A 25319-nucleotide genomic window follows, 5' to 3' on the forward strand; every position below is an offset into this window, starting at 1 on the left:
CACTCCTTCTTGGCCTGCCGACCGGGGCAGACGTTCGAGCCGAGCGTGATATACCCGCGGCGTGCCCTCGATCGCAACGTCTCCACTTTCGCTGGGAGAAGCTCGGGTCGAAGTTCGCACCTTGGCGGTCGAGGTTCTCACTGGGCCCGACCAAGGCATGCGCGCGGAGGCCGACACCGAACAGATGACGATCGGCTCTGCGGCCGGAAACATCCTGATCCTCACCGACCCGACCGTGTCCCGGTACCACCTCGAGCTCAGGCGAGCGGACGGCGGCATCGTCGTCGACGATCTCGAATCGACGAACGGAACCTTCGTTGGTGGAGTGCAGATCGAACGCGGCGTCATCCCACCCGCAACCCAGCTGCGGGTGGGCCGCACGACACTTCGGGTGTTCGACGGGGCGGGCTCGACCGTCGAGGTGCACGCTGGCGATCGACTGTCGGATCTCTTGGGCGCGACCCCGTCGATGCGGCGGCTGATGGCGCAGGTCACTCGGGTTGCGACCGTGCAGGTGCCGGTGCTCCTGATCGGCGAGTCCGGGACGGGCAAGGAGCTCGTGGCAAGTGCCCTTCACGAGCACGGTCCGCGCAAGGACGCACCCTTCGTGGTCGTCGACTGCGGCGCCCTCGCGCCCGGCATCGTGATGAGTGAGCTGTTCGGTCACGAGCGCGGTGCGTTCACCGGAGCAGACCGCACCCATATTGGAGCCTTCGAGCGGGCGAACGGCGGCACGCTCTTTCTCGACGAAGTCGGGGAGCTGCCGCCGGAGCTGCAGCCCCAGCTGCTCGGGGCGCTGGAGCGCCGAAAATTCCGCCGTGTCGGCGGGCAAAAGGAGATCAGCGTCGACGTCCGTGTCGTGGCCGCGACCAACCGCGACCTGCGCGCGGAGGTCAACGCCGGCACCTTCCGCCTCGACCTCTATCACCGGCTGGCGGTGGTCGAGGTTCGTTTGCCACCGCTGCGCGAGCGTGCCGAGGACATCCCGCTCTTGTGCCAGCACTTCTTGCAGGAGTGCGGCCACGTCGGTCCGGCGGAGGCGGTCTTCAGCAAGGAAGCGCTGGCGGTGCTCGCGACACATCGTTGGCCCGGCAACGTACGCGAGCTGAGGAACTGGGTCGAGGCGACCCTCGCAATGGGTGAGTCCCCGGAGCTGTTTGGCAGTGCGGCACCGAACACGCGGCAAATCTCCGACGACGAAGCCCACCTCGCCTTGCCGTACAAGGATGCCCGCAACGTGGTGCTCGAGCGCTTCGAGCAGCGTTACCTCTCGCGGCTGGTCGCAAAGTGCGGCGGCAACGTGAGTGAGGCCGCACGGCGCGCGAAGATGGACCGCAGCTATCTGATCAAGCTGCTGGCGCGCCATCGACTCAAAAGCCAATCCGAAACCCCCGACGCCGACGGCGAGGGCTGACCCGAACATTCGGTGCCCTCGCCTCAGGGGGTCTGTTCAACGCCGGCGACGGCGGCTGATCGCAACGAACGCGAGGGCCAGCAGGCCTAGCGCCGCGGGAGTGTTCGAGCCACGTCCCGGCACCGAGCAGCTGCAGCCGCCGCCCTCCAGTGTGCCGGAAGCCCCGAGGTTACCCGCGCTGCCGCCGCTGGCTTTGCCGCCCGTGCCGCCGGTGCCGCCCGTCGCGCCGCTGCCGGTTGCGCCGCTGCCCGCGGCACCTCCACTGGCACCGCCGCTGCCCGCGGCACCACCGCCGCCAGCCGCACCGCCAGAACCCGCCTGGCCGCCGGAGCCCGCCTGACCGCCGGTGCCACCGGTGCCCGTGTTGTCGTCGCTCGGGTTCAGCGGGTCGCGCTCACCGCTGTCGACCATGCCGTTCTTGTTGCTGTCCTCGTCTCCGTCACTCACGCCACCGCCATCGGTGTCGGCGATCAACGGGTTGGTCTTGGTCGCCCCGCTGTCGCCGTCCGCCTTGCAGCTGTTGGCGCCCGCGCTGGTGGCAGAGTTCGCACAGTCTAGCCCGAGCTCCGTTCCGTCGAAGAGCCCATCGTTGTCGCTGTCCGAATCGAGGACGTTGATCTTGCCGTCGCCGTCCGTGTCGTCGGCGAAGTTCGGCTCATCTCCGTCGAGCACGCCATCGTCGTCGCTATCAGCGTCGTTCGGATCCGAGCCGAGCAGCTTCTCGACCCCGTCCGACAGGCCGTCCTTGTCGCTGTCGACCGACGTGCCGTCGTCCGCACCGTGGCCGAGCGTGGGATCGGTCTCCCCGGTGTCGAGCTTGCCGTCACGGTTGAAGTCTTCGCTGCCGTCGATCACACCGCCGCCGTCCGTGTCGGCGATCACTCCAGAGGTCTTGGTCGTCGGATCGGCGTCGGAAATGCAGTGTTTCGCCGCCAGATTCGTGGCCGGGTCGTCACACAGGAGGCCGTCTTCCGTGCCGTCGAACAGGCCATCGTTGTCGCTGTCGACGTCGAGCACGTTCTTCAGCCCGTCACCATCGGTGTCGTCGCTCGGGTTGTGCTCCTTGCCGTCGAGCAACCCATCGTCATCGCTGTCAGCGTCCGTCGGGCTCGACCCGAGGAACTTCTCCAGGGCGTCGGACAACCCGTCCTTGTCGGTGTCCACGACCGTGGAATCATCCGCCCCTTTGCCCGTGGCGGGATCGGTCTCGCCCGCGTCGATGGCGCCGTTCAAATTCGCGTCCTCTGAGCCGTCCGACGCGCCTCCGCCATCCGTGTCCTTCAAGAGTGGATCGGTCTTGGTCGCTCCGGCGTCCGCATCCGCGATGCAGTGACCCTTGGTGGCATCCGTGCCGGTGCCGCTGCACGTGAGTCCGAGCTCGGTTCCGTCGTAGAGAGCGTCGTCGTCGCTGTCGGGATCGAGCGCGTTGATGAGTCCATCGCCGTCGGTGTCCTTGTTCCAGCTCGGCTCGGCGCCGTCCGGAACGCCATCGTCGTCGCTGTCGGCGTCATTCGGATCCGTGCCGAACACGCTCTCGTCGAAGTCGCTCAGACCATCTTTGTCGGTGTCGGTGTCGCCCACCGGAATGTCGGTGGTCTGCGGGCCCGGCGTGCCGCTGTTGCCGTCGGTCGGCGTGGTCGCGGGCGGCGCGCCTTGCTGGCCCCCCGCGGTGATGTTCGCCTGGTTGGCGATGGTCCCGGATGCACTCGCGTTGATGGTGACCTTGAACTTCACCGTGACCGATTCGGCGACCGCCAGCGTGCCGCCGACCGCGGCCGTTGCGCCGGCGCCGAGGCGCACGGTGAGTGTGTTCGTGGCCGCGGTGAACTCCCCGGTGTCGTCCCCCGCCGGGTCGGTCTTGGCGCCGGCGCCGACGCCGGCGCTGATCTGCAGCGAGCCCGGCACGTAGGTGACCCCGGCAGGGAGTTTGTCGGTGAGCACGGTGTTCACCGACGTGTCGTTGCCATTGTTGGTGACGACGATGGTGTACTCGAACACGTCACCCGGCAGCACGGTGCCGCCGTTGAGATCGACCGCAGACTTGTTGGACGATGAGAAGTCCGGCTTGAAGGTCGAGATCGAGGTCACGAAGCCGCCGAGCAGGTAGACGTCGCCGTTGCTGGTCGCCTGGATGTCCGCGGAGGTCTGCCCCGCCGCGACGCGGTTGGTGATGTTGACCACGTCGAGGTCGAAGCTCGACATGCTCGCCGCGCCACCGGTCAGTTGCGGCAAGTCCCCGACGACGGAAACCGGCGCACCTAGGAAGGAACGCGAGCTGTTGAAGAAGTTGTCGACGGGATTGACCGCGTCGAACAGGCGATCGGCGTTGGTGAGCGGGGCCTTGCCGAAGCGGAGTGAGTCTCCGGTCGCGTCCGGATCACCCTCGAAGGTCATCACCCCGAGCTTGGCGTCGAAGCCGGCGTTGGGGACCAAGAAGCCAGACAGCGTGGCGGACTGGCTCTGCGTGCCGGTCACCAGATCGAGACCGTCGAAGATGGCCAGGTTGCGCGGCGGCTCGCTGTCGAGCTGATAGAGCACCACCATGTACCAGCCGGCGAAGTTGACGTTCTGGTTCAGGTTGATGAACGAGACCCCGTCGACGCCGGAGACCCGGTAACCACCTACACCGTTGGTCTTGACCAGCTGGGTCACGTCCGCGACCGACTGGTAATAGACCTGACCGTTGCCCGCGTTCTGGGTGAATGACTGGGTGGCGGTCACGTTGCTGGTGAAACCGCCCTGCCGGTCGAGCGTGACCGCGAGATCCGCGGTCGTACCGGTCCGTGTCGCACCCCAGTACAAGAAGGCGTGAGTGACGGTCGCGCCCGCCTTCAGGTTGAGCGCTGCGGTGCTTTGGGACTGCGCGGTCGTGATGGTGTTGTTCGCTGCAGCCTGGCCCACGGCGGGCGCATCCGCCCGCCAGTAGATGTCCGGCGCCGAATCACCTGTGTTGTTGCCGCAAGCCCCGACGGTGCCCACCACCGGCGCGGGCACGATGGCGCGGCAGTCGTGGCCCAGCGTGTTGCCGATCAAGACGAAGTCGCCTTTTTGATCGACTTGCACGCGCAACGCGGGGGCGGCGACCGCAACGCCACTGGAGGCGAACACGAGAAAACCGGCGAGCGAGCTCAAGCTTGTGAGTTTCTTCATGGCTTTCATCTCCGTCACTTCGACTTGATCTCGGTCGAGCCCTTTTCCTTGGACTGAATGTGGAACTCGACGCGGCGGTTGTTCTGGCGCCCCTCGGCGGTGTCATTGGAATCGACCGGGCGCTCCTGCCCGAAGCCGGCTGAGCTCAAGCGCGTCTTGTCGATGCCCTTCTCGACGAGCCACTTCACCACGCTGGCCGCCCGCCGCTTGCTCAGATCCTTGTTGTAGCCCTTCCCACCCCGGTTGTCCGTGTGGCCCTCGACACCGACCTGGGTGAGCTCCGGATGGTCCTGCAAGATCTTCAGTACCGCGTTCAGGATGGCGTCGCTCTCCGACAGGATCTTGGCGCTGTTGGTGGCGAATTGCACCTGCTCCAGGATCTTGATCTGGCCGGCGCTGATCTGCGCCTTCGGACAGCCGTTCTTCTTCGGGTTGGGATCCGCCGGGCCCGCTTGGTCGGGGCAAGCGTCGTCGGGATCGAGGATACCGTCGCCGTCCCGGTCCTTGACCTCGGGGCAGCCGTTCTTCGCGGGGTCCGCGTTGGCCACACCCTTCTCGTCGGGGCAGGCGTCCTTGTCGTCGGTGATGCCATCACCGTCGCGATCCGCCGGCAGCGGGCAGCCGTTCTTTTTCGGGTCGTCGCTCTTCACACCCGGCACGTCGATACAAGCGTCGTCCGCGTCGAGGATGCCGTCGCCGTCACGATCGCTCGGGGCAGCTGCTGGCGGACAGCCATGGGTCTTCGGATCATCCGTCCGCACTCCGGGTGTATCCGGGCAGGCGTCGTCCTGGTCCAAGATGCCGTCTTTGTCGCGGTCGCTGGGCGCCGCCTTCTTCTCGACCTCGGGGAACCACTCCAGGCTCGCGAGCACGCGGACCGCTGGGGCTCCCACGCCCCGCGTGAGTCCCGGCCCAACGCCTGCCCCCACACGGAAGTCGTCGGTCACACGGTACTTGCCGCCAATGATCACCTCGAGCGGAGTCGTACGTTTCTTGAACGCGCCGTCACCGGAGTCGCTCACCACCGTGGAGCCGAACACCTCCGGCCCGATGATCAGCTTCTTGTCCATGGCGCGCACGCCGATGGCGGCGGAGAAGGTGAGCTCGCTGCCGAACGGATCGCCTCCGAGGTTCTCGTTGCGGGCCCGGTAGTTGATGCCCGCTTGCGCCGCATAGGCCAGAGATCCGATGTCACCCGCAGCCATCAGTCGCGGACGAATGCGGACCTTGCCGTCACTTGCGAAGGCATCCTGGCTGCCCGTGGGAACGAACCCCTGTACACCGATGGCCAGACTGAGTGGGCCACCGTACTCACCGACGAGGCGAAGGTCCGCGCCCAGGCGGAGATCCCCAATGCTCGACTTGTTGTTGCTCGAGAAGGACGAGTTGCCGACGTTGAGCGACTCCCCCTTCGTGTAAGCGAGCAGAGGCAGGTTGGCGCCGAGCCGCAGGCGATCGAACAACACGACGGCTCCGCCCAGGTGCACGAAGAGCTGGTGCTCGACGACCGCGGCCTGTTCGTCTCCATTGGCGTCGTAGAAGACCAGGGGTTTGTAGGCGTAGTCCCCGATCGCGCCCAGGGCGAGGCGGCCGTTGCCGCGAAGGTCGAGGGACTCGTTGGCGAACCAATCGCTGCCCCGCTCTGCCGGTTCGTAGCGGTCGAGCGCGAAGCGCCCGTCCTGCGCGGACGCGCTGGCGGCAAAGAGAAGACAGAAGGCGGTGAGCGCGGGGAGCTGAGTTCGTCGCATGGTGGTCACCCGATTCGGCAGTAGGCCAAGCGCGCAGAGCAACGGCTGTGCCGCAGCGGAACACTGCAGGATATTGAACCGACCTGTCGATGGCCTGCAGGCGCGAAGCGACAGGTGGGGTGAGGCTGTCGTCTGGAACCCACAAGCGCGGCTGCGTAGCCGAGTTACCGGTAACTTCTTGACCGGTAACCATAGCCAACCGCTTGTAATTGCAGGGCTGATTCATGGACCGAGAGTTGCTGAAGCGATGCCATCCCTAGATGGAGGTTTCAAGCATGTTGTTCAGGAACGTAATGGGCGCGGCACTCGCGCTCGGAGTCGTATTCAGCGCCGCGGAGGCCGGAGCGAGTCTGCCGGCAGGGGTCTGGGTGAAGGTGCAGAAGGTCGTGTTCGAACCGAACGCTACCGCCCCGACCAAGATCCAAATTCACGGCGTCGCGATGCTCTACGACAAGAGCACCGGTACGAGCTACGCGGGCTACACGGAGCCCGCGTTCGGTTACCTGTATTACGACTGCCCATCGGGCCAGGAGAAGACCTGCGTCAGCGAGTGGGCCGACGTGGAGAAGAACATCCTGGCGACCAGCGACGTGTGCATCGGGCTCGGTGATCAGAGCCTGCCCACCGGCACACTGCGCAGCTCGACCGCGCTCCCCGCCAACGCGGACAAGTACCCGATCGCGGTCGGCGTGCTGTCTGGCTACACACCCTGCAAGGTGATCGAGACGTTCCTGCTCAGTCAGCCTGACGGCGGCACGGGCGGCAGCGGTGGGACCGGGGGCGGCGGCACGGGCGGCGCGGGCACCGGCGGGGCGAGCACTGGCGGTTCAGCGGGTGCGGGCACCGGCGGGTCAGCGGGCGCAGGCACCGGCGGGGCAGCGGGCGCGGGCACCGGCGGGTCAGCGGGCGCGGGCACCGGCGGGTCGGCCGGCACTGCGGGCTCCGCGGGGGCAGTTGGCTCCGGCGGTGCAAGCAGCGGTGGCGCCAGCGCCGGCGGTGCTTCCTCTGGCGGCGCGAGCACGGGCGGAACGGCGAGCGGCACAGGCGGCAAGGCCGGTGGCGGCAGCTCGGAGGACGACGGCGGCTGCACGATCGCCGGCGTCAACGCCAGCTCGTCGTCGCTGTTCTGGGCCGCGGCAGCGCTCAGCACCGCGTTTGCGCTGCGGCGCAGGCGGAGGGCCTGAGCCATGGCGATGCTCGCGGAGTGGTGGTCGGACGACGGCGCCTCGGCGCCCGGAAAAAACGAGGCGCTCGTCGTGAGGCGAGCCCGCCCGTTCTTGCGCCACTCCGCGCGCGACGCCTGGTTGGTCGGCGTGGCGGTCATTCAGAGTCTTGCTTCCATCACCTTCTTCGTGTTGGCGGCGGGCGGGGGCGCACTGAGTCGAGCCGCCGCGATCGCCATCTTTGGTGTGGGCATCTGTTGGTGCTCCAACACCGTTTCGCACAACCACCTGCACAACCCGCTGTTCTCGTCGCGGCGAAACAACCGCGCGTTCGATCTGTGGCTCACGTTGGTCTTGGGTGTGCCGCAGGCCATCTGGAAGGCGCGTCACGTCTGGCACCATGCGGGCGAACCGCAGCAAAAACGGCTGCCGTTGGCTCGGAGCGCACGGCTGCAGATCATGATGGTGGCCGCTGGCTGGCTGGTTTTCCTGGTCGCGGCACCACGCTTGTTCCTTCTCACCTACGTTCCGGGTTACATCTTGGGAATGGGGCTCTGCCGCGTTCAAGGGGACATGGAGCACGCGCTCGACGATCGTCCCGAGCGCGGCATCAGCCACTACGGTCGGCTCTACAACTTCTTCTGGTTCAACGACGGTCACCACGCCGAACACCACCAGTTCCCCAGCGAACACTGGACGCGGCTACCGATGCGCCGTCACGAGCTGACCGCGCCCACGAGCGCGTTCCCGCCTCACGTGCGCTTCGTGGGAAACCTTTTGCGCCGGCAGAACGCGCTGAAGGGCGTGTTTTTGTGCGCTCTCGAGCGCCTGGCGCTGGCTTCGAAGCTGCTGCAGTCGTTCCTGCTCGAGAGCCACAGTCGGGCCATCGCGCCGCTCCTGGCGACGCTGCCAACGCTGCCGACACACGTCACGATCGTGGGAGGCGGGCTGTTCCCGCGCAGCTTGCTGGTGTTGGCGGAGCTTCTGCCGAACACACGCTTCACGGTCGTGGATCGGTCCAGCGACAACGTGGCCCGAGCACTGGCGCATTTGCGGCTCCGGAGTTTCGATCTGACGCGGGTTCAGTTCTGCATCGCGGGCTTCGACCCAGCGCTGCATTGCCGCGCGGGACTGTTGGTCGCACCCCTCGGATTCGTAGGCGACCCGAGCTCGCTCGGTGAAGCTGCGCAGCGCACCTCTGTGTTGCGCCACGACTGGGTGTGGGGCGAGAGCGCCGGCCTCTCACGAGTCGTGTCGTGGCTGCTCTTGAAGCGCGTGACCCTAGAGGGTCCGGCGCGGTGACCGCGCTGCACAGGACGCGCACCTTTCTTCGAAGCTACGCCTTCCTCCCACACCGCGTGATGAATCGCGGCATCGCAAGGCTGACGAGTGTGCGGCGCCCCGCCTGGCTGGTCGACCGTGCCGTGCGGGCCTGGGTCGCGAAAGACCACATCGCTCTGAGCGAGTTCGAAGACCGCCGCTTCGTGTCGCTGGACGACTTTTTTCTGCGGCGGCTCAGGGCCGGCGCTCGACCGCTTGGTGCTGGTTTCACCGCGCCGGCGGACGGCAACTTGGTCGCGAGCGGCCCGCTCGCGCTGAAGCGCCCGCTGGTCGTGAAGGGCCAGCGTCTCAGCGTGGATCGTGTGGTCAACGGCGGACGGCACGAGCTGGACCTGCGCGAGTGGGAGGGCGGCGCGTTTGCCGTGATCTTCCTGACGCCGCGTGGCTACCACCGGCTGCACGCTCCGCTCGACGCGGAGCTGGAAGAAGTGCGCTGGATCCCGGGGCGGTATTTCCCTCAAAACGCCGATGCGCTCGAGCACATCCCGCGCATCTACGAGCGGAACGAGCGTGCCACGCTCTCGTTCCGTGACGGCCAGGGCAGGCGGTTTCTTCTGGTGATGGTGGGCGCCAGCCTGATCGGCGGCATCCACCTCGAGCACCTGGAGCAGAAACGCTGGATGACCGCCGCGCCCACCAAGATTGGCCGGCAGCTGTCGCGAGGTGACGAGCTCGGTCACTTCGCGTTTGGCTCGACGGTGGTCATGCTGCTGCCGCCGAGCTTTCAAGCTCGGGTCGTCGAGCGACCCGAGGTCCGGATGGGCGAGACGCTGTTCGAGGTCTGAGCTGCGCGCGGGTGGGAGCCACGGACGCGCACACCACTCATCAACTTGCGCTGGCGCAAGTGCATGCTCGGGCGCGGAACGGGCTCGCAACCCGGACGGAGCCAAGTCCCAGCCTCTTCCAACCTTTCCGTCTTCCTGTGAAAAATTTCTGGTCGCGACAACCCCTCAATTGGGATTCGCGACGGCGTTCCTGCGCTCCGCGGACCACGCGAGCAGGTGACTTCGGTAGCGCTCGACCCGCTCGGGCTGCTCGGCCGAGATGTCGCGCTTTTCGCCGGGATCCGCGCTCAAATCGAAGAGCCGCGTGCGGTCGTGTTCGGTCTCGTGAATCAGCTTGAATCGCCCGTGGCGCAGCCCGAGCTCGAGCGGGCCGTGATCGGTGTAGAAGCGCGCGACCGAAGGCCGAGGCTCCAGCAGCGAGCGGCCTTCGTGCCGCGACTGACGCGGCAGGCCGGTCAGGGCCAGCGTCGTCGGCGCCAGATCGGTCAGGCTGGCGATCTGCGGCGCGCGCACGCGGCCGAACGTCAGGCCTGGCGCCGCCACGATGAACGGGACCCGCACGTTCTCTTCGTACACGTGGAGTGTGTGAGCGAAGTTGCCCTCGTGCTGATCGAAGGCCTCGCCGTGATCACCGACCACGACGAAGAGTGTGTCGTCGTAGCGACCACGGCGCCGCAGCCCTTCGATCAACTCACCGAACGCCGCGTCGCCGGCGTAGAGGTCGTTGAGGTAGTGGTCCTTCTCGGTCTTGGCCGGGAACGGCCGCGGACCCGTGCCCGGGGATCGATAGGGATGGTGACCGGAGATCGGTGAGTACACCGCGAAGAATCGCTTTTCGCGCGGGACCTCGTCCACGAACGCCAGCAGGTGCCCGACGGTGGAGGCGTCGTCGGTGCCGAAGCTCGAGGCGTGTTTGCCACCGATGTTCTCGGCGTCGAACAGCTGATCGAAACCACGCTCGTCGACGATGCCCTGCATGCCCAGGTAACGGAAGCGCCCGGAGTGGAAGAAGGCTGTTTTGTAGCCTGCACCGCGAAAGGACTCGGCCACCGAAGCGCAGGGAAGGCGCGCGGCAACGTAGTCCTGGGCCGTGGTCTGGGCGGCTGGGCTCGTTGCACACAGCATCGAATAGAGCCCCTTGATGCTCTCCGGATACGCGCTGTACGCCGCGTCGAACACCACGGCGTTCTGGCTCAGCCGCGTGAGGTTCGGCGTCGGGTCGAGCTTGGCGCCGTACGCACCCAGGTACTCGGCCGCCGTCGACTCCAGGATCACCCACACCACGTTGCGGCCTCGTGCCGCACCCGCGAGGTGACCGAGATCGAGCGCGTCGCCTTCGACCGGCAGGTTCACCGCGTGCGCTGCCTGCGGCGGCGGTGAGAGCCGTGCGAAGTAGGTCGATCCGAGAGCGACCGCGGCGTTTCGGTGCAGGCCGAGGGTGTCGACGCGCGCAGCGGCACGGGGACCCATGAACAGCGTGCTCAGGGCGAGGGTAGCTGCCATCGCCAAACGTCGACCACCAAGAGCGCGCACATCGCGACGCGCAACCACACCGGCGACTCCCATCACGAAGGCGATGGCCGTGAGGTTGCCAGGGGTCACCTGCGCGAAGATCGAATCGCTGAGCGCACCGCCCGCGGCCCCCAGCATGGAGACCGTCAGCGGTGTCGAGAACACCCGCGCGACCGTCACGTTGAACGCCGAGTAGGCGATCAACATCCAGACGAGGGACCACGCGGCGTAGTCCGCGGCGCTCGACCGAGCGCGCGTCAGGGCAAGGTCGATGAGGACGACCCCGAGCACGACCGCGACGTCCTGGTACACGAAGGCGAGGGGCGACCACGCATCGAGCAGCCCGCGTCCGCCGCCATCGAACACGCGCAGGCTGACCAGCGCGAGCTTGGCCGCGAGCAGCCCCACACCGAGCGCCGCGGCCCGCTTCACGACCCCAGATGGTAACTCTGGACGGAACGCCACACCCGCAGCGAAGTTACCGGTAACTCTTGTCCAGGGCTGGCTGTCTTGCATGGGATTTCCGCTAGTTGCGCGTCTGGATCGCACTCTGCTTACAAGGACCGTACCCTGCCGCAAAAGGCCGACCATTGAGCCCCTTCGAGCACCCCCGTTACCTCCCCGGACCCGAGCTAGGCCGGGGTGCACAAGCCGTCGTGCTCCGGGTGACGGACCGCGAGGCCCCGACGCGCGCGCTGGTGGCGAAGCTCTGGCAGCCTGGCCTGTTCGAGGAACACCTGCTCGCTGGCGAGTTCGCGCTGCTCAGCCGTCTGCACGTCCCCGGGCTGGTCCGCGCGCACGATCTGGGGCGAGACACCACGACGGGCGCGCAGTTCTTGGTCGAGGACTTCGTCGAGGGGCTCGACGCGCGCGAGTGGGTGAGCGCGGCATCGAGCGACCGCGCCCGCACCGAGCGAGTCGGGCGCCTGTTGGGGGACGTGACGAGAACCCTCGCGCTCTTGCACGAGAGTGGCTTTCTGCACGGTGATCTCAAGCCCGCACATGTGCGCGTGCCACCAACCGGTCGGGCCACCCTGCTCGACCTCGGCGCTGCAGTCGCTCGCGCACGCACGGCAGAGAGCGCAGTCGCGATCACCCACGGATACGCCGCCCCGGAGCTCCTGGCCGGCGCACGCCCAACTCCGCGCAGCGATCTCTACGCACTCGGTGCGCTCGCGTTCAGCGTGGTGACGCAGCGTGCCCCCGAGTCGACGCAGCCGGTGCGGCAGCTCGCGCCCTGGTTGCCACCGAGTCTGGGTGACGTGATCGATCGCCTGCGTTCCGCCCACCCTGCGGATCGCCCGGGTGACGCCCGTGAAGCGCTCGGCATGCTCGGTCAAAGCCTGGTCGTCGCCCAACCCCGGGCGGCCCGGGCGACCCGCGCCTCGGCGTCGGAGCGCTCGCCACGAGAGCCTGAGCTTCTGCAGCTTGCAGCGCTCGACCCTGGGGTCCACTACCTGGTCGGGCCTGCGGGGATCGGCAAGAGCCACACCCTAGACGAGCTGCTCACGCGCGCGCTCTTGGCAGGGCGAAGCGCGCGTTTGCTTCGTTTCCCGCACACCGACTCCGAGCTCACCCGCGCGCTGATTGCTTGGCTGCGCGGAGCCGAATCGGCACGACCCTTCGCGGCGGGCTCACTCTTGTTGGTGCTGGATCAACTGGCGGAGGCGCCCCTCGAAGTGCGCGCTGCCGTCGAGGCGTTCCGCTGCCGACGGCGCGATCCCAACGACGTGTCGTTGATCGCCGCGACACAGAGCGCGCCGCCCGACGCGCCGAGAGTCGTGCTCGACGCGCTCGACCTGGACGGCATGCACAGCCTGTGTCGTGAGCTGGGGGAGGACGTGTCCCGTGCTCCCGAGCTGCTCGGCTCGAGCAAGGGGAATCCGAGCTTCGTGGCCGCGGTGCTGGGCAAAGCGGCTCTGTCTCGCGGCGCCGCCCTCGAGATCGTTCATACCCAGTCCGCGCTGGCTCGACGCGCGCTCGGCTCGATCGCAGTCCTGGGCGGGCACGCGCCAGAGCAACTGTTGAGCTTTGTCCTGGGAGCGGACGAAGCTCGACGAGCTTGTGCAGAGCTCTCCCGCGCCGCCCTCGCCCGGCGCGACGTGCGCGCCGGCGAGATCACGTACTCGCTCGCGCACCCCGAAATTCTGGCGGAGCTGGCCGACGCACTCGGAGGCTTCGACGTCGTCGATGCCATCGCCAACGCCGTCCTCGACGGCGACCACCGCCCGAATGCCCGAGAGCTCCTCGCGCTCGCGGGTGCACCACACCCACCCGCTCGGCGCGAACAGCTGTTGATGTCTGCCGCGCGCGCGGCTCGTGGGGAGGGACTGCGCTCGGAAGAGACCGACGCCCTCCTGGCGCTCGCAGCCGACAAGAAGCTGCGTACGTGGGAGGTGCTGTCGGCACTCGATCGCGCAACCCGCGGCGGCGGCAGCGCTGGCCTGCATCCTGAGCTCATCGAGTGGCTGGAAGAAGCCGCGACGCGCGAGCCCGAGCTGGGCGTGCTCGCACTTCGGCGTCGTGCGGAGCAGCGCGCGCGCGCTGGCGATCAGGAGGGTGCGCGGACGCTGGCGGAGCGAGCCGTGGAGCTCGCAGAACGGAGAGGGGACCACGGACAGCTCGCACTGGCGATGTCGACCGTGGCTTCAGCGGCGTTGTTTCGCGCGGACTGGGCAGGCGCAGAGGTGGCGCTCTCCCGCGCGACGACCACACTCTCCGCCGGCGGAGTCGACGACGCCGAGGAGCTGTGCCGATTGGATCACAACCGCGGAGTCGTCGCGCTGTATCGCGGTCGTCTGGAGGAGGCGCGCCTTGCCTTCGAACAGTCTCTCGCCGCCAAACGGGCGCTGGGTGATCGCGGCGGGACCTGGGCCTGCCTGCTCAATCTGGGACTGTGTTTCGGGCAGCTCGGCCGCTACGAACAAGCGGAGCAAGCCTTGGTCGAGGGTCTGGCGACGTGCCGAGCGCTCGGTCAGATCTCCGGCGCCGGATGGTGCCTGGCGGCGCTCGCCGACGTAGGTGTGCGGCGTGGTGACGCGCGCGCAGCTGAGCGCCACATCTCCGAAGCCGAGCACCTGGGCGAAGGGCTACCCAAAGCAGTCCACGCCGATCTTGCGTTGCTACGGGCGGAGCTTGCATTGCTCGAAGGTGATGGGCAGCGCGCGCTGTCCGAGGTCGCCCGCGTCGAGGCCGAGCTGCTCGCGACGGACGCGCTGCTTCACTCGCGTTCGCTCACGCTGCGCGCCCGCGCACACCTCGCGACCTTGCCCGCCGAGCGCAAGCTCGCAGCAAAAGACGCGATCCGAGCGGCGCGCGCGGCGCGCACGGCGGGGCTCGCCGAACCCGAGGCGCGCGCTCTGTCCGTACTGGCGGAAGCGCGGCGAAGACTCGCACCCGTAGCAAGCTCCGAGTACGCTCCGGCAACGAACATGCCCACGGACGCGGAGCTCTGGAGCTTCTTGACCACTGCGTCGACCCGCACCGACGCGGGCGAGGTAGCGCTCGCGCTGTGTCGCTGGGTGGCGGAGACGAGCGGCGCGGAGCGCGTGTTCTTGCTGGCGCTCGGCGATTCCGGTGTAGCCAGGCGTGGTGACGGTGTCGACCTGGACGGCATCGCCATTTCCGACGTGATGGACCGAGTGCCCAGCGAGCTCATCGAGAGCGCGCTGCGCGCCGGGGGCATTGCGCATCACCCCACTGTGGCAACTCGCGGCGGACGCGGTTCGCGGTTGACCGCCCTATCGGCGCAGAGGCCCGACCATTCCCGAGCGCTGTTGGTGCTCGAACATCGTTTTGTGCCGAATGCCTTCGAGAAGCTGGATCGCTCGCTGATCGAGCGCTGGGCGGTGTGCGCCGCACTCTGCCTCGCCCTCGACGGCGCGCGAGGCCCACACGAGACTTCGAGTGTCAGCGCCAAAGCTCCGGCTCCGGCTGCGCCTCGCTCGTTGCCGCTCTCGAGTCGCGAGCCGAGCACCGTGCTGCCCGGCCGCGGGCGACGCCGCTCGTTCCCGACCATCGCCGGAGACAGCCCGGGCATCGAGCGCGCCCTGGCCCGACTCGATACCGCGGTGGACAGCGAGCTCCCAGTGCTCATCACCGGCGAGACGGGGGTCGGCAAGGAGCTGTTCGCGCGCGCGCTGCACGAACACGGGCCGCGTGCTGCGGCGCCCTTCGTGGCGATCAACTGCGGCGCTGTGCCCGACTCGCTGTTCGAGGCCGAGCTGTTCGGGCACGCGCGCGGTTCGTTCACAGGCGCCGATCGCGCCCGCGCAGGCCTCATTGCGCGAGCCGAGGGCGGCACACTGTTTCTGGATGAGATCGGCGAGCTACCGCTGATGCGACAGGCAACCCTGCTGCGGGTGCTGGCAGAAAAACGCTATCGACCGGTGGGCAGCGACGAGGAGAGACCCTTCGACGTGCGCATCGTCACCGCGACCAACCGAAACCTCGAAGCAGAGGTCGAGAGCGGTGGTTTCCGTCGCGATCTCTTGTACCGGCTGAACGTGCTCGAGGTTCGTGTGCCAGCGCTGAGAGAGCGCCGGGAGGACATCTTGCCCATCACCCAGCAGGTGCTCGAGGCCGCGGGGTACCGCGGGGACATGGCACCGCAGGCGCAACAGGCGCTCCTGGCCTACCCGTGGCCGGGCAACGTGCGCGAGCTCGAACACCAGCTGCAGCGAGTCGCGGCGCGCGGCGTTTCGCGCATCGAGCTCGAACACCTGGCGCGCGAGGTTCGCGCGGCATTCAAGCGAGAACCACGCCCAAAGGGCCTGCCCACCCCCTCACCGCGCGTCCCGGCGGGCTCCATCGGGGAGCGCGAGGAGGTCGCTCAGGCGCTTTCGGCAGAGCAGGGAAACATCACGCGTGCCGCCGCCCGCTTGCACCTCACTCGGCACGGCCTCAAGAAGAAGATGCTGCGCTTGGGGCTGCGGGAGCCCAAGGCATCGGGAGGCTCTGCATGAAGCGCTTGGTGTTATCGATGTTCGCGACGTTCGCGCTTGCTTGCGGCTCGGACGACGCCGAGGTCGTGGGCAGCGGAGGAACCGCGAGCGGCGGAACCAGCGCGACCGGAGGCGCAACGACCGGAGGCGCAGGGGGAACTTCGAGCGGAGGAGCTTCGAGCGGAGGAGCTTCGAGCGGGGGGAGCGGCGGCGGCGCCGCCGGCACGACCACCGGCGGAAGCGGCGGCAGTGCGGGTGCGCCGGACTGCCTGACGAAGGCCCAAGGGGTGGAGGTCGCGGACGTCGATCTGGACGGTTTCCCTTCGTACTCCGTCGACGGATGCCAGCTGGCCTACGTATCCGCCAAGAACAAGACTCTGATCTTGCGTGACCTCGCGAGCGGCAGCGAGACGGAAGTCGCGCTCGCCGCTGAGTCTCCGCGCCGCCCGAGCCTCGCGGGGGACGTGCTGACCTGGGAAGCTGACGTGTCGGGCAAGGGTGTGGTGCGCGTGCGTAACGGCGGGGCGACCACGACGCTGAGTGGTGGGTTCGATCACGCGGGGGAACCCCGCGCTACGACGGACGCGGTGGTGTTCACCGGCTGGACGAGCAGCGCGAGCGACGGGGACACCGAGGTGTTCTTGTATTCGACGTCGACCAAGGCCGTCACGCTCGTCGCCGGAGGCAAGGGGCAGCAGCGCTTCGCGGACGTCTCCATGACACACGTGGCGATCAGCGACTTCTCGGAAGATCCCAGCGGAACCTACGCTGGGGACGGCACGACGCTGGCCAACATCATCGTCGTCGATCGCAAGACCCTGGACGTGTCGGTGCGCAAGGTCGCCGGCAAGCAGGCGTTCCCGATGCTGGGCTCGAGCGGCAGCCTCGCGTACCTGGAGTGGGTGACTGTGCACCCGGTGCCGAAGCTGCAGGAGTACACGATTCGAGCGGTGCCCATCACGACACTGATGGCACCGGGCATCGAAATTGCGAGTGTGCAATCAGAACAGGCAGTGCGACCGACTGCCCACGCGGGTGTCGCCGAGTGGGTCGTGCGCTGGAGCAGTCAGAGCACGCTGTGGCGCGCCGAGCTCGACGGCTCGAAACCACCTCTCGCGCTTCAGCTGGGCAGCATCGAGGTGCTGCACGCTCCCAGCTCGGCCAGCAGCATGACCGTTCTGGCCGTGCGCAAGACCGCGGCGAGCGCGCCCGCGCTGCTCGCCATCCCGCGCTAGCGAAGCAGTGAGAACGAGAGCCAGGCCGCGATCGCCAAGATCGCGACGCCCAACCCGCGCACCATCTTTTCCAAGACCTCGGCGCGGAAACGCTCGCGGTGGCGATGGGCCAGGGTCGCCACCAGCAAGAACCAGAGCACGATGCCGGCAAAGCTGCCGAGCGCGAGCCAGGGCACGCGACGGGCGTCAGCGCTCAGCCACGCATTGCCGTAGGCCACCGCCGCAACGGCGCTCCACGTGGCGAGGAACGCGGGATTGAGCGCGACCAACATGAACCCGGTCGCGAAATTCCCTGCGACCGGCGCGGCGTCCGGTCCTGCGCCCGCCGTTCGACGTTTGAAGACCAACCAGAGACCCAGCACGGTCAGCAGCACGACGCTGGCCACTCGCAGCGTGACGACGATGTGGGGGTGCGCGTCCAGCACGGCAGCAAAACCCCAGAACGCGAGCGCCACGTAGATGCTCTCGGCCAGGGCACCACCGCTCGCCAGCGAGAGCGCGCTCCGCCTTCGTCCCTCGAGCCCGCTGGCGATCACGAGCAAGAGCAGCGGACCCGCCGCCGGGATCGAACCCAGGAACCCGAGCACGACCCCCAGGCCGAGTGCAAAGAGCACCATGCTGCGCCGTACGCTAACCCAAAGAGTCCACGCCGAATGCTCAAAGGAGTATGGAGTGAGGCATGAAGAAGGTGGTCGTGCACCGGGCGGGCTCTTACGACCGGCTGGTGATCGAAGAGCACGCGCCGCTCGAGCCCGGTCCGGGCGAGGTCCTGGTCGACGTGCGCGCCATCGGCGTGAACTACGCCGACTGCATCGTGCGCATGGGGCTGTATTCTTCGGCCAAGAAGTACGTCGGCTGGCCCATCACCCCCGGCTTCGAGTTCGCCGGTGTGGTGAAGGCGCTGGGCATCGGGGCGAAGGCGCCGGCGCCCGGCAGCGAGGTCTTCGGCGTCACACGTTTCAACGCCTACGCGACCGAGGTCGTGGCGCCCGAGCATCAGGTCTTTCCGATGCCGAGCGGGGTCGATCTGAATCACGCGGCAGGTTTCCCGGGAGTGTTCTTGACCGCGTACTTCGCCCTGGTCGAGCTATGTCGCCTGCGGCCGGGCATGAAGCTCCTGGTTCACTCCGCGGCCGGCGGCGTCGGCGGGGCGCTGACGCAGATCGCCTGCCTGCACGGCGCCGAGGTCGTCGGGGTCGTCGGTAGTGCACACAAGGTCGACTCCGCGCGCTCCCACGGCGCCAAATTCGTGATCGACAAGAGCACGGCTGATCTATGGGCGCTCGCCGAGCGTTACGCTCCGGATGGATACGACGTCGTGCTCGACGCAAACGGAGTAGAGACCCTCGGCCAGAGCTACGAACACTTGAAGGCGGCGGGGCGACTGGTGATCTACGGCTTTCACACCATGATGCCGAAGTCCGGCGGCAAGCCGAACTACGGCAAGCTCGCGGTCGATTGGCTGCGGACCCCGCGCTTCAACCCGCTCGCGATGACCGAGCAGAATCGCAGCGTCATGGCGTTCAACCTGTCGTACCTGTTCGACGAAGCCTCGGTGCTCGAAGAGGGTATGCGTGCGCTGCTCGCGTGGCTGAACGAGGGGAAACTCCGCCCACACGCCGTGCAGACTTTCGCGTTCGAAGAGGTCCGGAAGGCACATCAGTTGTTGGAGTCCGGCACGACGGTCGGCAAGCTCGTGCTCACCACGGATCGCGCCGGGTGAGCGTCGAAGCCGCCGGCGACCGCCGGCCCCGAGGGCGGCTCGTGGAGGCGCACGGACCGCGCGTTCTTCGCCCCACCGCGAGCCTCGCTCGGCGAGATTTGCTGGAGCTTCGCCGGCGTGCTTGGCTGCGCCGCCATGAAGCTCCAGATCCTGTTGGGCGCGCTGTGGGTGCTCGGCGCGGTGACCCCCCTCGCATGCGGCAGTGAAGGTGGGGGCGGCGGCGCAACCAGTGGCGGCGCTGCGGGCGCCGGCGCCAGCGGCGGAATCGGCGGAATCGGCGGTGGCGGCACGGCCGGCGACGCAAGCGTGGGCGGCAGCGCAGGAGACGCCGCCTCCGACGCACCATTCGGGGATGGCAACGTCGCGAAGCCAGAAGCGGCGGACATCTCGTTCAAGGCGGTGAACCCCGTGCCGACCGGCGAGCAGCTGTTGTTCAACGACTGGAACCCGCAGCCGAACGCCGTCTTCTCCATCAAGCCGGACGGCAGCGGCGAGACCAAGCTGTTCGAGGCCTACCGCGTGTGGTCGATGGGCGTCGCGCACGACGTCTCGAAGATCGCCTTCGCCTGCGGTGACCCGCTCCAGAACGAGCACTACGGGATCAACATCGGCGACGCCATTCAACACACGTGGCTCTACGACGTGGGGCAACAGAGCGCGTCGGTGCTGGCGTGGGGCAACATCAACGACGAGTGCCACGATTTCAATCAGAAGAACGACTCGTTGGTGATCTGCCGGCGACGAGATTTCACTGCGGCGGGAGGCAACAAGACCTATCGCGTCGGCCGCCTGGCGCTCACGGGGGCTTTCGAGTGGCTGGGCCTGGGCGAAGACGATACTGCCACCACCCTCGAGCTTCACCCGCAGCTGAGCGCGGACGAGGGCACGCTCCACTACACGCTGATCAAGATCGCGGGCGGCAAGCAGCAGCGCAGCATCGTGAAAAAGACTCTGCCGGGCGGAGCGCCGGAGACCGTGCGCGCGGATGCTTCAGGCGCCGTGCTGTCACCGGACGGCACCCGGCTTCTGTTCGCGGACTCGCTGCAAAAGAGCGCCCTCTACAGCATGAAGCTCGACGGCAGCGACGTGCTCAAGGTCGCAACTCGCAACGGCACGAGCCCCGTCTGGTCACCCGACGGCACGAAGGTCGCGTACCTCTGGGGTGAGACCCAGGGCTGCAGCCACATCGAGGTGGTGCTCGCCGATGGTTCACAAGCCGACGCGCCGACGCGCGTCCGCGAGTGTGGCAGCTCGTTCGTCACGGAGCTGTCCTGGGTCGTGAAACCCTGAGCGTGCTGCCCGCGAGCCCAAAGCGCGGGCGGCAGCCGAGAGTCCGTAGCGCTCAACCCCCGCCGAAGTCGTCGAACTTGGCGGTGCCGTTGCCATTCCAGACCGCAAGCCCGATCTTGCCCGGCTTGCCCACATGCGGCCAACCGGCGATCTTGCGCGTGTCCAGGATCTTGTCGTTCACGAACACCTCGACCGTCCCATTCGCGTAGAGCCGGGCGCCAAACTTCGTTCCGTTCGCGAGCTTGGCGGTCAGCGGGATCTCTGCGCCCTGCTCCAGCCAGGTGCCTGCACTGCAGGTGGTGACGTGGACCATGGGTTTTGCAGGGACGTAGTCGACCTCCACCTGCTCACAGTTGATCGGTCCCTGGGACGCCAGCTGGAGCCCAATGCTGCTGGCGGTGTTGTCGACGGTCATCAGGGTCACGAACACCTCTTGCCAGGGACAGGCCGATTCAGCGAACAGGATCTCGCTGTCCTGGCCGGGTTTCATGTGAAGCAGCTGATTGCCCTTGATGGCGAAGTGGGCGGTATTGCCCACCCACGCGCCACCAATCGCCTGGGTGTCGGGCCGGTCGAAGTTGTCCAGCAACGGGCGGAAGGGGAACGTCGCACCCGTCGGAATGCCGAGACAGGTGCCGCCTCCGCCCGCGCCGCCGCCGCTGCCTCCGCTTCCGCCTTTGCCACCGCCAACGCCGCCTACACCGCCCGCGCCGCCGCTGGGCAGTGAACCACCTGCACCGCCACCGCTCGACAAGGCTCCGCTGCCACCCGCGCCCGCCCCGCTCTGCCCCGAGGCGCCCGATACACCGCCGCTCGCCACCCCACCGCTGCCTGGCGCACCACTCGCGCCGCTGGCGCCGGCGTCGGTGAATGCCTCCCCAGAGCAACCGCAGGTCGAGAGCAACACAACAGCGTAGGCCCAGCGCATCCTTACCAACCTAGCATCGATGGGTCGACGATGGTGACCTCGCGACGCCGGTCGGGAGTTCTGTTACAGCCAAGCCACGCGCAAAATCAGCATCGCGCTCTTCAGCTTGGCCATCACCGCAGCCAGCTCGAAGAACCCTCCCGCGCCTCCGGCGCCCAATCCGTCGCCCGCACCTCAGGCCTCCTCCGCGCCCGCCCCCAGCGCCTCGACAACCCCCAACCCGAATGGACTCACGGGGGTGCTCGGTCCGAGCACGCCTTCGCGAATCCGTCGAACTCGCGCTACGACCAGAAGAGCGCCGAGGCCGCCTTCGTCGAGGTCCGGAAATTCCTGGCGGAGAACCTGAAGTCGCGCTGAGACGCCTCAGCCGCGCAGCTTCTTGTACTTGATGCGATGCGGCTGGTCCGCGTCCACACCCAGGCGTCGCTTCCGGTCCACCTCGTACGCCTGGTAGTTACCCTCGAACCACTCGACGTGGCTGTCGCCCTCGAAGGCCAGGATGTGGGTCGCGATGCGATCGAGGAACCAGCGATCGTGGCTGATGACGACGGCGCAGCCGGGGAACTCGAGCAAGGCCTCTTCCAGGGCGCGCAGGGTGTCGACGTCGAGATCGTTGGTCGGTTCGTCGAGCAGCAGCAGATTCCCGCCCTCACGCAGCAGCTTGGCCAGGTGCACTCGGTTGCGCTCACCGCCGGAGAGGCTGCCGACGCGCTTCTGCTGATCGCTGCCCTTGAAGCCGAACCACGAACAGTAAGCGCGGGACGCGACCTCGCGCTTGCCCAGCTCGATCTTGTCTTCACCTTTGCTGATCTCCTGCCACACGCTGTTGTCCCCGGCCAGGGACTCGCGGCTCTGATCGACGTAGGCAATCTTCACGGTCTCGCCCACCTTGAGCGCACCCGAGTCCGGCGTCTCTTGCCCAACGAGCATGCGGAAGAGGGTGGTCTTGCCCGCACCGTTCGGGCCGATCACCCCCACGATGCCGCTCCTCGGCAGGCGAAACTCCAGATCGTCGATCAGCAGTTTGTCGCCGAAGCCCTTGACCAGATGGTCTGCTTCGATCACCACCTCGCCCAGGCGCGGCCCCGGCGGAATGCTGATTTCCGCGGGATCGACCGGTCCCTTGTTGCTCTTGGTCATGAGCTCTTCGTAGGCGGAGAGGCGAGCTTTGCTCTTGGCCTGCCGCGCCCGGGGTGACGCTCGCACCCAGTCCAGCTCCTGCTTCAGCTTGCGTTGCCGCGAGCTCTCACCCTTCTCTTCTTGCGCCAGGCGCGCGCCCTTCTGCTCCAGCCAGCCCGAGTAGTTGCCTTTGAATGGGTATCCGCGCCCGCGGTCGAGCTCCAAGATCCACTCGGCCACGTCGTCCAGGAAATAACGGTCGTGGGTCACCGCCACGACCGTGCCCTGGAACTCTTTCAAGAAACGCTCCAGCCACGCCACGCTGGACGCGTCCAGATGGTTGGTGGGCTCGTCGAGCAAGAGCATGTCGGGCGCGCTGAGCAGCACCCGGCAAAGGGCCACACGCCGCTTCTCGCCACCCGACAGATGTTGAATTTCTGCGTCCGGCGGCGGCAGCTCCAGCGCCTCCATCGCCACGTCCACGTGCTGATCGATGTTCCAGGCGTCGAGCGCGTCGATGCGGTCTTGCAGCGCACCCTGCTTCTCGAGCAGCTTGTTCATCTCGTCGTCGCTCATCGGCTCGCCGAGCTTCATGCTCAGCTCTTCGAACTGGGTGATCAGCGAGCGAACCTCTTGCACACCCTCCTCGACGGCCTCGCGCACGGTCTTGGCGTCACCCAGCTCCGGCTCTTGAGAGAAATAACCAACCTTGATGGCCGGATGCGGTTTGGCCTCGCCGTAGATGTCCTTGTCGACGCCGGCCATGATGCGCAGGAGCGAGCTCTTGCCCGAACCGTTCGCGCCGATGACACCGATCTTGGCGCCGGGCAGGAACGCCAGCGTGATGTCCTCGAGGACCTTCTTGTCCGGGGGGTGGACCTTCGTGACCCCCTGCATCGTGAAGATGAAATCCATGGCCGCGCGTGTTTAGCGCGCCCGCGCGGCGCCGGGTAGAGGCGCACATAGGCCCGAGCCCAGACGACTCATTCTCTCGTGATGTCGCAGCCGACCCTGCCGCTGCCGCCGCCCTGACCCGCAGCGGGCGACGCGCGGTTGCAGCGCGACGGAGCCCCGGCCGTCGGCCCGCTCCCGAGAGGCGTTGGCCAGGGCGTGTCCTATTGTGTCGCTTCGTTGTAGGCGTTGCAGCCACCGAGGTACCCAACGCCCGAAGGCATCGGACTACGAATCCGTTGGACTTCGGGGAATCCGCGTCCCTCGAAACCGCGTGCCCAACGCCCGAAGGCATCGGACTACGAATCCGCGAATCGGGCCTATCACAGCGAGACGGTGAACGAGTGCCCAACGCCCGAAGGCATCGGACTACGAATCCGCACCCCCGGCGGAAACCAGAGACCCGCCGCCGGTGTGCCCAACGCCCGAAGGCATCGGACTACGAATCCGCCGGGGGTCACGTTCGCCGAGCCGCTTCGCGTTCTGGTGCCCAACGCCCGAAGGCATCGGACTACGAATCCGTCGTCGACGTAGCGACCTCCGCCGTGCTCGTCGGGTGCCCAACGCCCGAAGGCATCGGACTACGAATCCGGAGCGCGCTGCAACTGCCCGGAGCCCCGCAACGTGCGGTGCCCAACGCCCGAAGGCATCGGACTACGAATCCGACTCGCAGCGGGCGCGTGACGCCGCTCTCTCGACATGTGCCCAACGCCCGAAGGCATCGGATCACGAACTCGCCTCAGTACGTTGGCCAGCATCCTGAATGGTCGGGTGCCCAACGCCCGAAGGCATCGGACTACGAATCCGACCGCAATCGCGATCGCCGGCGACGGTGCGGAGCGGTGCCCAACGCCCGAAGGCATCGGACTACGAATCCGTCTGGTGGGTTGTGCGGGGAATGCGCCGCCGACTAGTGCCCAACGCCCGAAGGCATCGGACTACGAATCCGACGGAAGCGCCCAGCACTCCGCGGTCCGATTCGAGTGCCCAACGCCCGAAGGCATCGGACTACGAATCCGGAGGCGTGCCTCGCCGCCGTGGTTTTGTTCCTGACGTGCCCAACGCCCGAAGGCATCGGACTACGAATCCGTGTCGCGTGCTCAGCGAGGCGGGCGGACCGATCCTGTGCCCAACGCCCGAAGGCATCGGACTACGAATCCGAGCCTCGCGGAGCGCTGCACTGTCATCTGGCAGGTGGGCCCAACGCCCGAAGGCATCGGACTACGAATCCGGAGCACGAGGGCCTGCAACTGGTTGCGCTCACGCCAGGTGCCCAACGCCCGAAGGCATCGGACTACGAATCCGTCGGGGGCCACGTCGTCCCACCAACTGAAGCGGGCCGGTGCCCAACGCCCGAAGGCATCGGACTACGAATCCGTTGCACCTGCTTGCCGTTCTTCCGTTGCGTGTCGTGGTGCCCAACGCCCGAAGGCATCGGACTACGAATCCGGTGTCGCTGCGCGTCGCTCTTCGCTGCTTCCTTGGTGCCCAACGCCCGAAGGCATCGGACTACGAATCCGCGGTCCCCGCGGAAGATGAGCGTTCGGTGGAAGCTGTGCCCAACGCCCGAAGGCATCGGACTACGAATCCGCGGGAAAGCAGTGGTTGGCGTAATGCTGACTGAGTGTGCCCAACGCCCGAAGGCATCGGACTACGAATCCGATGTCGGCTGCATCACAGGCTGAGCCGAGCAGGCGTGCCCAACGCCCGAAGGCATCGGACTACGAATCCGACGGATCGCCGCGCCGTCGAAAAATCGACGGTCGAGGGCCGCCCAACGCCCCGAAGGCATCGGTTGGACTGATCGAATCGTAGATTTGCGGACCTCTGCCGGTACTCGGACCAAGGTTGTGCCCAACGCCCGAAGGCATCGGACTACGAATCCGCTGGTGCGCGGCGCATGGCGATGACCCGCAATATCGGTGCCCAACGCCCGAAGGCATCGGGACTACGAATCCGGCCTGGCTCGCGTGGAGGCCCGTGGAAACTCGTGAGTGCCCAACGCCCGAAGGCATCG

Annotated in this window: 13 protein-coding genes, 1 pseudogene and 1 CRISPR repeat array; of the genes and pseudogenes, 8 read left to right on the plus strand and 6 right to left on the minus strand. The window is 67.4% G+C overall.

Going from position 1 to position 25319, the window contains the following annotated elements; translation table 11 throughout:
• Positions 1 to 61: 61 nt before the first annotated feature.
• Positions 62 to 1414 carry a sigma 54-dependent Fis family transcriptional regulator gene (locus IPI67_35380; GenBank protein MBK7585456.1) on the plus strand — a complete coding sequence of 451 codons (1353 nt, stop codon included), beginning with the start codon at positions 62 to 64 and terminating at the stop codon, positions 1412 to 1414.
• 384 nt (positions 1415 to 1798) lie between these two features.
• Here IPI67_35380 and IPI67_35385 read toward each other — a convergent pair.
• Together IPI67_35385 and IPI67_35390 are read right to left on the minus strand one after the other, a co-directional pair.
• A pseudogene (locus tag IPI67_35385) lies at positions 1799 to 4573 on the minus strand (DUF11 domain-containing protein).
• Between the two features lie 5 nt (positions 4574 to 4578).
• Positions 4579 to 6312, minus strand: coding sequence for an OmpA family protein (locus IPI67_35390; protein MBK7585457.1), 1734 nt, complete (start codon positions 6310 to 6312; stop codon positions 4579 to 4581).
• A gap of 275 nt (positions 6313 to 6587) precedes the next feature.
• Here IPI67_35390 and IPI67_35395 point away from each other — a divergent pair, with 275 nt between their 5' ends.
• The 3 genes from IPI67_35395 to psd are packed head-to-tail and all read left to right on the plus strand — an operon-like array spanning position 6588 to position 9601.
• Entirely contained in the window at positions 6588 to 7496 is a 909-nt protein-coding gene (locus tag IPI67_35395) for a hypothetical protein (protein MBK7585458.1), read from the plus strand.
• Positions 7497 to 7499: 3 nt separating this feature from the next.
• Entirely contained in the window at positions 7500 to 8777 is a 1278-nt protein-coding gene (locus IPI67_35400) for a fatty acid desaturase (protein MBK7585459.1), read from the plus strand.
• Positions 8778 to 8836: 59 nt separating this feature from the next.
• Positions 8837 to 9601 carry a phosphatidylserine decarboxylase gene (psd, locus tag IPI67_35405; protein ID MBK7585460.1) on the plus strand — a complete coding sequence of 255 codons (765 nt, stop codon included), beginning with the start codon at positions 8837 to 8839 and terminating at the stop codon, positions 9599 to 9601.
• Positions 9602 to 9766: 165 nt separating this feature from the next.
• Here psd and IPI67_35410 read toward each other — a convergent pair whose 3' ends face one another.
• Positions 9767 to 11629, minus strand: a complete 1863-nt coding sequence (locus tag IPI67_35410; GenBank protein MBK7585461.1) for a sulfatase — start codon at positions 11627 to 11629, stop codon at positions 9767 to 9769.
• Positions 11630 to 11703: 74 nt separating this feature from the next.
• Here IPI67_35410 and IPI67_35415 point away from each other — a divergent pair, with 74 nt between their 5' ends.
• Together IPI67_35415 and IPI67_35420 are read left to right on the plus strand one after the other, a co-directional pair.
• Entirely contained in the window at positions 11704 to 16077 is a 4374-nt protein-coding gene (locus IPI67_35415; protein ID MBK7585462.1) for a sigma 54-interacting transcriptional regulator, read from the plus strand.
• The gene (locus tag IPI67_35420) at positions 16074 to 17291 is read left to right on the plus strand and encodes a hypothetical protein (GenBank protein MBK7585463.1); all 1218 of its coding nucleotides are present in this window, start codon (positions 16074 to 16076) and stop codon (positions 17289 to 17291) included. The genes IPI67_35415 and IPI67_35420 overlap by 4 nt, the downstream gene beginning before the upstream one ends.
• On the opposite strand, the gene IPI67_35425 is transcribed toward IPI67_35420, so the two are convergent.
• Entirely contained in the window at positions 17288 to 17908 is a 621-nt protein-coding gene (locus tag IPI67_35425) for a LysE family transporter (protein ID MBK7585464.1), read from the minus strand. The two genes, IPI67_35420 and IPI67_35425, sit on opposite strands and share 4 nt — an antisense overlap.
• Before the next feature lie 62 nt (positions 17909 to 17970).
• Between IPI67_35425 and IPI67_35430 the strand changes: the two genes are divergently transcribed.
• Together IPI67_35430 and IPI67_35435 are read left to right on the plus strand one after the other, a co-directional pair.
• Positions 17971 to 19014 (plus strand): zinc-binding dehydrogenase, encoded by a 1044-nt coding sequence (locus IPI67_35430; protein ID MBK7585465.1) that lies wholly within the window; start codon positions 17971 to 17973, stop codon positions 19012 to 19014.
• Between the two features lie 135 nt (positions 19015 to 19149).
• Positions 19150 to 20304, plus strand: a complete 1155-nt coding sequence (locus IPI67_35435) for a PD40 domain-containing protein (GenBank protein ID MBK7585466.1) — start codon at positions 19150 to 19152, stop codon at positions 20302 to 20304.
• A 52-nt stretch (positions 20305 to 20356) separates the two neighbouring features.
• Here the strand turns inward: IPI67_35435 and IPI67_35440 are convergent, their stop codons facing one another.
• Both IPI67_35440 and ettA read right to left on the minus strand, forming a co-directional pair.
• Positions 20357 to 21232, minus strand: a complete 876-nt coding sequence (locus IPI67_35440; protein ID MBK7585467.1) for a hypothetical protein — start codon at positions 21230 to 21232, stop codon at positions 20357 to 20359.
• Between the two features lie 363 nt (positions 21233 to 21595).
• A complete protein-coding gene (gene ettA, locus IPI67_35445; protein MBK7585468.1) occupies positions 21596 to 23266 on the minus strand; it encodes an energy-dependent translational throttle protein EttA in 1671 nt (556 codons plus the stop codon).
• 239 nt (positions 23267 to 23505) lie between these two features.
• Positions 23506 to 25260: a CRISPR direct-repeat array (repeat unit 36 nt; unit sequence GTGCCCAACGCCCGAAGGCATCGGACTACGAATCCG).
• Positions 25261 to 25319 lie beyond the last annotated feature (59 nt).

The organism is Myxococcales bacterium (assembly GCA_016706225.1).
Taxonomy (GTDB): domain Bacteria; phylum Myxococcota_A; class Polyangia; order Polyangiales; family Polyangiaceae; genus JADJKB01.

What these genes read in the sequence shown, in the direction of transcription:
- IPI67_35400 (MBK7585459.1), top strand. Translation starts at nt 7,500, where the DNA reads ATGGCGATGCTCGCGGAGTGGTGGTCGGACGACGGCGCCTCGGCGCCC.
- IPI67_35410 (MBK7585461.1), bottom strand. Translation starts at nt 11,629, where the DNA reads ATGCAAGACAGCCAGCCCTGGACAAGAGTTACCGGTAACTTCGCTGCG.
- IPI67_35435 (MBK7585466.1), top strand. Translation starts at nt 19,150, where the DNA reads ATGAAGCTCCAGATCCTGTTGGGCGCGCTGTGGGTGCTCGGCGCGGTG.
- IPI67_35395 (MBK7585458.1), top strand. Translation starts at nt 6,588, where the DNA reads ATGTTGTTCAGGAACGTAATGGGCGCGGCACTCGCGCTCGGAGTCGTA.
- ettA (MBK7585468.1), bottom strand. Translation starts at nt 23,266, where the DNA reads ATGGATTTCATCTTCACGATGCAGGGGGTCACGAAGGTCCACCCCCCG.
- IPI67_35425 (MBK7585464.1), bottom strand. Translation starts at nt 17,908, where the DNA reads ATGGTGCTCTTTGCACTCGGCCTGGGGGTCGTGCTCGGGTTCCTGGGT.
- IPI67_35430 (MBK7585465.1), top strand. Translation starts at nt 17,971, where the DNA reads ATGAAGAAGGTGGTCGTGCACCGGGCGGGCTCTTACGACCGGCTGGTG.
- IPI67_35390 (MBK7585457.1), bottom strand. Translation starts at nt 6,312, where the DNA reads ATGCGACGAACTCAGCTCCCCGCGCTCACCGCCTTCTGTCTTCTCTTT.
- IPI67_35420 (MBK7585463.1), top strand. Translation starts at nt 16,074, where the DNA reads ATGAAGCGCTTGGTGTTATCGATGTTCGCGACGTTCGCGCTTGCTTGC.
- psd (MBK7585460.1), top strand. Translation starts at nt 8,837, where the DNA reads ATGAATCGCGGCATCGCAAGGCTGACGAGTGTGCGGCGCCCCGCCTGG.
- IPI67_35440 (MBK7585467.1), bottom strand. Translation starts at nt 21,232, where the DNA reads ATGCGCTGGGCCTACGCTGTTGTGTTGCTCTCGACCTGCGGTTGCTCT.